General features: G+C 71.8%; 9 protein-coding genes. All 9 read left to right on the forward strand.

All coding sequences use genetic code 11. The annotated features are described in order from the left end of the window. Positions 1 to 1,034: helix-hairpin-helix domain-containing protein (locus AC08ON_RS02550; RefSeq protein ID WP_476616385.1), on the forward strand; the 1,034-nt coding region annotated here is incomplete at its 5' end. Next, positions 1,031 to 1,900 carry an RNase adapter RapZ gene (gene rapZ / locus AC08ON_RS02555; RefSeq protein WP_011436073.1) on the forward strand — a complete coding sequence of 290 codons (870 nt, stop codon included), beginning with the start codon at positions 1,031 to 1,033 and terminating at the stop codon, positions 1,898 to 1,900. The genes AC08ON_RS02550 and rapZ, both read left to right, overlap by 4 nt. Before the next feature lie 7 nt (positions 1,901 to 1,907). Next, on the forward strand, positions 1,908 to 2,990 hold the full coding sequence (locus AC08ON_RS02560; protein WP_476606260.1) for a gluconeogenesis factor YvcK family protein: 1,083 nt from the start codon (positions 1,908 to 1,910) through the stop codon (positions 2,988 to 2,990). Positions 2,991 to 2,995: 5 nt separating this feature from the next. Then, the gene (whiA, locus tag AC08ON_RS02565; protein WP_011436075.1) at positions 2,996 to 3,982 is read left to right on the forward strand and encodes a DNA-binding protein WhiA; all 987 of its coding nucleotides are present in this window, start codon (positions 2,996 to 2,998) and stop codon (positions 3,980 to 3,982) included. A gap of 450 nt (positions 3,983 to 4,432) precedes the next feature. Further along, positions 4,433 to 5,440, forward strand: a complete 1,008-nt coding sequence (gene gap / locus AC08ON_RS02570) for a type I glyceraldehyde-3-phosphate dehydrogenase (protein WP_476606259.1) — start codon at positions 4,433 to 4,435, stop codon at positions 5,438 to 5,440. A 132-nt stretch (positions 5,441 to 5,572) separates the two neighbouring features. Next, positions 5,573 to 6,775: a phosphoglycerate kinase gene (locus AC08ON_RS02575; protein WP_476606258.1), complete on the forward strand. Its 1,203-nt coding sequence runs from the start codon at positions 5,573 to 5,575 to the stop codon at positions 6,773 to 6,775. Between the two features lie 87 nt (positions 6,776 to 6,862). Continuing rightward, positions 6,863 to 7,789, forward strand: coding sequence for a triose-phosphate isomerase (gene tpiA / locus AC08ON_RS02580; RefSeq protein WP_476606257.1), 927 nt, complete (start codon positions 6,863 to 6,865; stop codon positions 7,787 to 7,789). 93 nt (positions 7,790 to 7,882) lie between these two features. Beyond that, a complete protein-coding gene (locus tag AC08ON_RS02585) occupies positions 7,883 to 8,050 on the forward strand; it encodes an oligopeptide/dipeptide ABC transporter ATP-binding protein (protein ID WP_304413236.1) in 168 nt (55 codons plus the stop codon). Next, on the forward strand, positions 8,051 to 8,281 hold the full coding sequence (secG, locus tag AC08ON_RS02590) for a preprotein translocase subunit SecG (RefSeq protein ID WP_011436079.1): 231 nt from the start codon (positions 8,051 to 8,053) through the stop codon (positions 8,279 to 8,281). Positions 8,282 to 8,502 lie beyond the last annotated feature (221 nt).

Here is an 8,502-nt window from a genome sequence, read left to right on the forward strand (position 1 = left end):
GCCGTGGGGACAAGCGCACCCTGCTCGAAACGGTGGAGCGCAACGCCAAGCAGGCGTTCGCGCTGCACCGGACGAAGCGGGCCAGTGACCTCACCGCCCGCAGCCGTGCCCTCGCCGAGCTTCAGGAGGCCCTGGAGCTGCCCGACGCGCCGCTGCGCATCGAGTGCTTCGACGTCTCGAACACCCAGGGCACGAACGTCGTGGCGAGCATGGTCGTGTTCGAGGACGGCCTGCCGCGCAAGTCCGAGTACCGCAGGTTCGCGATCCGCGGCATCGCCGGTCGGGAGGGTGCCGGCCGGGAGGGCGCCGGCCGGGACAGGGCTGCCGGGGACGACGTGGCGAGCATGTACGAAACCATCCACCGGAGGTTCTCGCGCTACCTCGCCGAGCGGTCCCGCATTGGCGACATTGGCGACATCGCCGCCATCGGCGAGCTTGGCGACATCGCCGGCGCGCCGGGTGCCGCGCAGCCGATCGATCCGGGGACCGGGCGGCCGCGCCGGTTCGCCTACCCGCCGAACCTCGTCGTGGTGGACGGCGGGGCGCCCCAGGTGGCTGCGGCGGCCTGGGCGCTTGACGAGCTCGGCATCGACGCCGGCCCCGGCGGGGTGGCGCTGTGCGGGCTGGCGAAGCGGCTGGAGGAGGTCTGGCTGCCGGACACCGCGGACCCGGTCATCCTCCCGCGGACGTCCGAGGCGCTCTACCTGCTGCAACGGGTGCGCGACGAGGCGCACCGCTTCGCCATCGCCTACCACCGGCAGAAGCGGTCCACGGCCATGGTGGCCTCCGCCCTCGACGAGGTCCCCGGCCTGGGTGACACCCGGCGCAAGGCCCTGCTGCGCCACTTCGGTTCGGTGGCGAAGATACGGGCGGCGAGTGCCGAGCAGATCGCGCAGGTGCCCGGCATCGGCCCGCGGACGGCGGCGGCGATCGTCACCGCGCTGGCCCGGTCGGCGCCGGGCCGCGCCGACGCGCCCGCCCCCGTCGTCGACCCGCGCACCGGAGAGATTCTCGACACGGAGACCGTCTCATGACCACCCCGACCCTGGATCTGGCGATCATCACCGGGCTGTCCGGCGCCGGGCGCAGCACCGCGGCGAAGTGTCTGGAGGACCTGGGCTGGTTCGTCGTCGACAACCTTCCCCCGGAGCTGCTGTCCACCATGGCTGAGCTGGGCCGTCGTTCCGGTGGGGCAATCAGCCGCATCGCCGTCGTGGTGGACGTGCGGGGCCGGCCGTTTTTCTCTGACCTGCGCGCCGCGATCGCGGCGCTCGACGCGCGGGGCATGCATCCCCGGATGCTGTTCCTCGAGGCCAGCGACGACGCGTTGATCCGCCGGTTCGAGCACGTCCGCCGGCCGCATCCGCTGCAGCGCGACGAGCGGGTGGTCGACGGCATCGGCCGGGAACGGATTCTGCTCGCCGAGCTGCGCGGCGAGGCCGACCTGGTCCTCGACACCACCGACCTGAACGTCCACGAGTTGCGGTCGAAGATCGACGCCGCGTTCGGGCAGCCGAACGCCAACCGGCTCAACGCCACGGTGGTGTCGTTCGGGTACAAGTACGGACTTCCGCTGGATGCGGATCTCGTCGCCGACTGCCGGTTCCTGCCCAACCCGCACTGGGTGGAGGCGCTGCGCCCGTTCACCGGCCGCGATCCGCAGGTGCGCGACTATGTGCTGGCCCAGCCGGGAGCGCAGGACTTCCTCGACCAGTACTCGGCGCTGCTCCGCCTGGTCGGCGAGGGCTACGCCCGTGAGGGCAAGCGGTATCTCACGCTGGCCGTCGGGTGCACCGGCGGCAAGCACCGTAGCGTCGCGATCGCCGAGCAGCTCGGCATCCGGCTCGCCGCGGGCGGCGTGGGAGTCCGGGTGGTGCACCGTGACCTGGGACGGGAGTGAACCATCCGTGAACCTCAAGGGCGTAGCCGCGCGCTCCGACGGTCCGGACCGGGCACCGGCGGTCGTCGCCTTCGGCGGTGGCCACGGGCTCGCCGCCTCGCTCGCCGCGCTCCGGCAGATCACCCCGGCGCTTACCGCCGTGGTGACCGTCGGTGACGACGGTGGATCCTCCGGGCGGCTGCGCGCGGAGCTCGGCGCGCTGCCCATGGGCGATCTGCGAATGGCCCTGGCCGCGCTGGCCGGACCGGACGGATGGTCGACCACCTGGGCGGACGTGTTCCAGCACCGGTTCGGCGGCGACGGGCCGCTCGCCGGGCACGCGGTCGGCAACCTCGTGCTGACCGCGCTCGCCGAGCGCGCCGGATCACCGGTGGCCGCGCTCGACCTGGCCGCCACCCTCCTCGGCGTGCGGGGGCGGGTGCTGCCGTTGTCGACCAGGGGCATCGACATCGTCGCCGACGTCGTGGGGCTGGATCCGGCGGCGCCCACCGCCGAGGTCGAGGTGCGCGGGCAGGCCGCGGTGGCCACGACCGGTGGACGGGTCGCGGGTGTCCGGCTGTCGCCGGCGGCACCGCCGGCCTGTCCGGAGGCGGTGACCGCGGCGGCCGCGGCCGACTGGATCATCCTTGGACCGGGATCGCACTACACGAGCATGCTGCCGCATCTGCTGGTTCCTGAGATGAACCGGGCGATCGCGACGTCCCGGGCGAACCGGGTGATGGTGTTGAATCTGGCCGCCCAGCCGGGGGAGACCGAGGGATACACCCCCCAGGCCCATCTCCACTCCCTCGGCCGGCACGTTCCCGGCCTGCGGCTGGACGTGGTGATCGCTGATCCGACCGCCGTGCCCGACCCCGATCTGCTCGCCCGGGCGGCGGCGGACGTCGGTGCCCGGCTCCATCTGGCGCCGGTGCGGATCCCCGGCGCGCCCGTGCACGATCCGGTCCGGCTCGCCGCGGCCTTCCGTGCGGTGTTCGCGGGACTCCCGGAGGCGACCTGCCCGACGCCCGCGTCCCGGCGGCCGGTCACGCAGTACTCATCGTCCGGCGGACCGGTCCGCCGGACCCCATCCGGTGAAGCCAAGGAGTGATCGGTGTGGCGGCGATGACGGCCACCGTCAAGGACGAACTGAGCCGGCTGCGGGTCGCGAAGCCCTGTTGCCGGCGGGCCGAGATGGCGGCCCTGCTGCGCTTCGGTGGGGGGCTGCACATCGTCGGTGGTCGCATCGTGGTCGAGGCGGAACTCGATACTGGCGCGACCGCCCGCCGGTTGCGTCGTGAGGTCGCCGAGGTCTTCGGCTTCCCCTCGACGGTGGCCGTGCTGGCCGCCGGTGGGCTGCGCCGCTCGGTGCGCTACATCGTGCGCGTCGAGCGAGACGGCGAGCAGCTCGCGCGGTCCACCGGCCTGCTCGACCAGCGTGGCCGTCCGGTGCGCGGGCTGCCGCCGCAGGTGGTCACGGGCTCCGCCTGTGACGCCGCGGCGGCCTGGCGGGGCGCGTTCCTCGCCCACGGTTCGCTGACCGAGCCGGGTCGGTCCTGCTCGCTGGAGGTGACCTCGCCTGGTCCAGAGGCCGCGCTCGCCCTGGTCGGCGCGGCGCGTCGGCTGGGGGTCCAGGCCAAAAGCCGGGACGTGCGCGGCGTCGATCGCGTCGTCATCCGCGACGGCGACGCGATCGGCGCGCTGCTGACCAGGATCGGTGCGCACGACAGCCTGCTCGCCTGGGAGGAACGGCGGATGCGCCGGGAGGTCCGGGCGACCGCCAACCGGCTGGCGAACTTCGACGACGCCAACCTGCGCCGCTCCGCCCGGGCCGCGGTGGCCGCCGGCGCCCGGGTGCAGGCCGCGATGCGCATCCTCGGTGACGACGCCCCGGAGCACCTGCTGGCGGCCGGCCGGTTGCGCATCGAGCACGCGCAGGCCTCCCTGGAGGAGCTGGGCGCGCTCGCGGACCCGCCGCTGACCAAGGATGCGGTCGCCGGCCGGATCCGCCGGCTGCTGGCGCTCGCCGACAAGAGGGCCAACGCGCTCGGTATCCCCAACACCGAGGCGAGCGTCTCCCCGGATCTCCTTGAGAACGCCTGAGCAACAGCGGCCCAGGTCAGGCCCAGACATTTCATACCTGCAAGTCATACCCGCAAGTGGACTACTGGCCCAGTAGCACCATCGGGATCGGATGGCTCTTCGGGGCTCTTCGGGGTGGGGTCCGCCCCGTGGGACGCCCGCCTGGGCGGTTCGGCCGGCGTCAGCGCGGGTCCACGGGATCTGCCGGCCCCCGGCCCTGCGCGGAGGCGCACCGGCGGTGCGGCAGCGCAGCCATGTGATGGGATGTAGTTTCCGGGTGGGGCGTGCCCGCACCGTGTGAGGAGACCAACATCGCACGGTTCGGATTCCCGCCGATGATGTGCAAACTCGTTAGGCTCCTGCCTCGACAGCGCCACATGAACGAGAACGTCACAACCGAACGACGACGTCGCGATGGAACGACGGCGTGACTATCGAAACGACGAGACAAGACGGTAGGGAGTCCTGGACGTGGCTACGCGGGTGGGTGTCAACGGCTTCGGGCGAATCGGTCGTAACTTCTGGCGGGCGCTCGCGGTGAGCAACCGGAACGATCTTGAGATCGTCGCGGTCAACGACCTGACCGACAACAAGACTCTCGCGCATCTGCTCAAGTACGACACCACGCTGGGTACGCTGTCCGCTGCGGTCAGCGTCGTTGACGAGGGTATCCGCGTCGGTGACACCGTGATCAAGGTGCTGGCCGAGCGCGACCCGGCGGCGCTGCCCTGGGCCGATCTGGGCGTGGACGTCGTCATCGAGTCCACCGGCCGCTTCACCAAGGCGGCGGATGCGGGCAAGCACCTGCAGGCGGGTGCCAAGAAGGTCATCATCTCGGCGCCGGCCAAGGACGAGGACATCACTGTGGTGATAGGCGTGAACGACGACGCCTACGACCCGGCCAGGCACCACATCCTGTCCAACGCATCCTGCACGACGAACTGCGTCGCGCCGATGGCGAAGGTGCTCGACGAGGCCTTCGGTATCAGCCAGGGGCTGATGACCACCATCCACGCCTACACCAACGACCAGGTCATCCTGGACTTCCCGCACTCGGACCTGCGGCGGGCGCGGGCTGCGGCGCAGAACATCATCCCGACCACCACGGGTGCGGCGAAGGCCACCGCGCTGGTCCTGCCCCACCTCAAGGGCAAGCTCGACGGACTGGCGATGCGGGTGCCGGTCCTCGACGGCTCGGTCACCGACCTGGTGGCCACCCTGGACAAGAAGGCCAGCAAGGAAGAGGTCAACGCGGCGTTCAAGGCGGCGGCGGAGGGCCCGCTGAAGGGCTACCTTGTCTACACCGAGGACCCGATCGTCTCCTCTGACATCGTCAACACCCCGGCGTCCTGCACGTTTGACTCGCTGCTGACGATGTCCGCCGGCAATCAGGTGAAGGTCGTCGGCTGGTACGACAACGAGTGGGGCTACTCCAACCGGCTGGTCGACCTGACCGCGCTGGTCGCCGCGCGCCTCTAGGCCCGCGCGCCGCCGGCCGGCGAAACCCGTCGGGCGGCGCCGGTCCTCCCCGGCCGTTCCTCCCGACCGGGCCGGAGAGGATCCTCTCCGGCTCTTCCTCGACAATTTCTCTCCCCAATGGAGTAACGAAGCGTGAGGACGATCGACGACCTGCAGGTCGCCGGGCACCGAGTGCTGGTCCGCAGCGACCTGAACGTGCCACTGGATCGTTCCGGTGACACCCCGCGCATCACCGACGACGGCCGGGTCCGCGCCAGCGTCCCGACCATCTCCGCGCTGCTGGACCGGGGCGCCCGGGTGGTCGTGAGCTCGCACCTGGGCCGGCCGAAGGGCGAACCGGACCCGAAGTACTCCCTGGAGCCGGTGGCGGGTCGGCTCGCCGAGCTGCTGGGCCGGCCGGTGGCGTTCGCCGGCGACGGCAGCGGTGACATCGCCGGTGCGCATGCCCGCGAGGTGGTCGCCGGGCTCGGGGACGGCGAGGTGGCCCTGCTGGAGAACCTGCGCTTCGCAGCCGGGGAGACCAGCAAGGACGCGGCGATCCGCGCGGCCTTCGCCGACGAGCTGTCGGCGCTCGCCGAGTTCTACGTCGGGGACGCCTTCGGCGCGGTCCACCGGGCCCATGCCAGCGTCGCCGACGTCCCGAAGCGGCTGCCGCACGCCGCGGGTCGGCTCGTGCTTACCGAGCTGGAAGTGCTCCGCCGGCTCAGCAGCGACCCGGCGCGTCCCTACAGTGTCGTGCTCGGCGGGTCCAAGGTGTCCGACAAGCTCGGCGTGATCCGCGCGCTGCTGCCCAAGGTCGACGCGTTGCTCGTCGGCGGGGGGATGTGCTTCACCTTCCTGGCGGCGCTCGGTCACGGGGTCGGCGGGTCGCTGCTGGAGAGCGAGATGATCGAAACGTGCAAGGAGCTGCTCGCCGAGGGCGGGGAGCGGATCGTGCTGCCGACCGACGTCGTCGTCGCGGACAGGTTCGCCGCCGACGCGGACACCGCCGTCGTCGCGGCTGACGCCATCCCCGCCGGCTGGCTCGGGCTCGACACCGGCCCGGCGTCGACGGAGCTGTTCGCCGCGCGGCTGGCCGGAGCGGCCACGGTCTTCTGGAACGGGCCGATGGGCGTGTTCGAGCTCGCGCCGTTCGCCGCGGGCACCCGGGGGGTGGCCGAGGCGGTCGCCGCCGGCAAGGGGTTCTCCGTCGTGGGTGGCGGCGACTCCGCCGCGGCGGTCCGCACGCTCGGCATCCCGGAGGATGCCTTCAGCCACATCTCGACCGGCGGCGGCGCGAGCCTGGAATACCTGGAGGGCAAGACGCTGCCCGGGCTCGCGGCCCTCGATGTCTGATTTCCGCGGGACGTCCGGCCTCCGCGGGACGTCCGGCCTCCGCGGGACGTCCGGCCTCCGCGGGACCTCCGGGGCCGGGGCCGGCTGATGGCCCTGCTGGGCCGGGGAAGATCTGAGCGAGGTTCCGACAGGGGATCCGGGAAGAACAGGGGATCCGGGAAGGACGAGGACGGCGTGGGCAAGGACAGGTCGGTGAAGGGCGCTGCCGGTTCAAAGGGCGCCGCCGGCGTCAAGGGCACCGGCCGACGGACGCTGGTAGCCGGCAACTGGAAGATGAACCTCAATCACCTCGAGGCGATCGCGCTGGTGCAGAAGATCGCCTTCGATCTCAAGCCCGCCGAGCTGGAGACCGTCGAGGTCGTTGTTCTCCCGCCGTTCACCGATCTGCGCAGCGTGCAGACCCTGGTGGACGGGGACAAGCTCGCCATCGCCTACGGGGGGCAGGACCTCTCCCCCTACGCGTCGGGTGCGCACACCGGTGACATCAGCGGGGCGATGCTGGCCAAGCTCGGCTGCGACTACGTCGTCGTCGGGCACTCCGAGCGCCGGGCCGACCACCACGAGGACGACGCGCTGGTGGCGGCCAAGGCGAAGGCGGCCTTCTCCGTGGGGCTCACCCCTATCCTGTGCGTGGGGGAGCCCGAGGAGATCCGGGCCGCCGGCACCCAGGTCGAGCACGTGCTGCGTCAGCTCGAGCGGTCGCTGGCTGGCATCACCGCCGAGCAGGCCGCGACGATCGTCATCGCCTACGAGCCGGTGTGGGCGATCGGCACTGGCCGCACCGCCTCCGCGCAGGACGCCCAGGACATGTGCGCGGCGGTCCGCGGCCAGCTGGCCAGGCAGTACGGCGATGAGATCGCCGCGGGGATCCGTGTCCTCTACGGCGGCTCGGTGAAGGCAGCGAACGCCGGCGAGCTGTTCACCATGCCGGACGTGGACGGCGGGCTGGTCGGCGGGGCGAGCCTGGTCGCCGAGGAGTTCGTCGGCATCGTGCGCAGCGGGCCGCCGGCCTGACGGCGGACGCGTCCGCGCACTCGCCCTGCCGCCGGCCGTCCCGGTGCCGGACCACCGGACCAGGCGAAGCACTGTCGGTGAGAGCGGATACTGTTGCGTGGCGACGTGTCCGGCCCGCCCGATCCCCTCAAGGCGTGCCGGTTCCACCCACGTTGCTGGAAGGCCGAGGAGGTGTGTAGGACGGTGGAACCGCCCTTGTCGGAGGTTCGGCCTGGGCACCGAGCGGCCTGCCACTTCCCCGAGGAGCGGGAGCTGGTCTAGATGACGATCGGTCTGTCGATCGCCCTGATTGTCGCAAGTATTCTGATGATCATGCTTGTGCTGTTGCACCGAGCCAAGGGAGGCGGGCTGTCCACCCTGTTCGGCGGCGGCGTGTCCTCGTCGCTGGGTGGGTCCTCGGTTGTGGAGAAGAACCTCGACCGGTTGACCATCGCTGTTGGGATCATCTGGTTCACCTGCATCGTCGGTCTCGGTCTGCTGCTGAAGAATTGAACGCCCAGTTCGGCCCGCGCCCTGGTCGCGGCCGCGGGAGTGGTCGCGGCCGTGGAGGCCGGCTGCCTCGCCTCGTGTCCGTGCTCGCCACGGTCCTGGCTGCCACGGTCCTGGCTGCCACGGTCCTGGCTGCCACGGTGACCGCCTGCAGCGGTGGCTCGGGGGACGGATCGCGTGAGCTCGCTGCCAGTCCCACCCCGGCGACGACCACCACGCCCCCT

It is taken from the genome of Frankia sp. CoWAU3 (genome assembly GCF_977971855.1).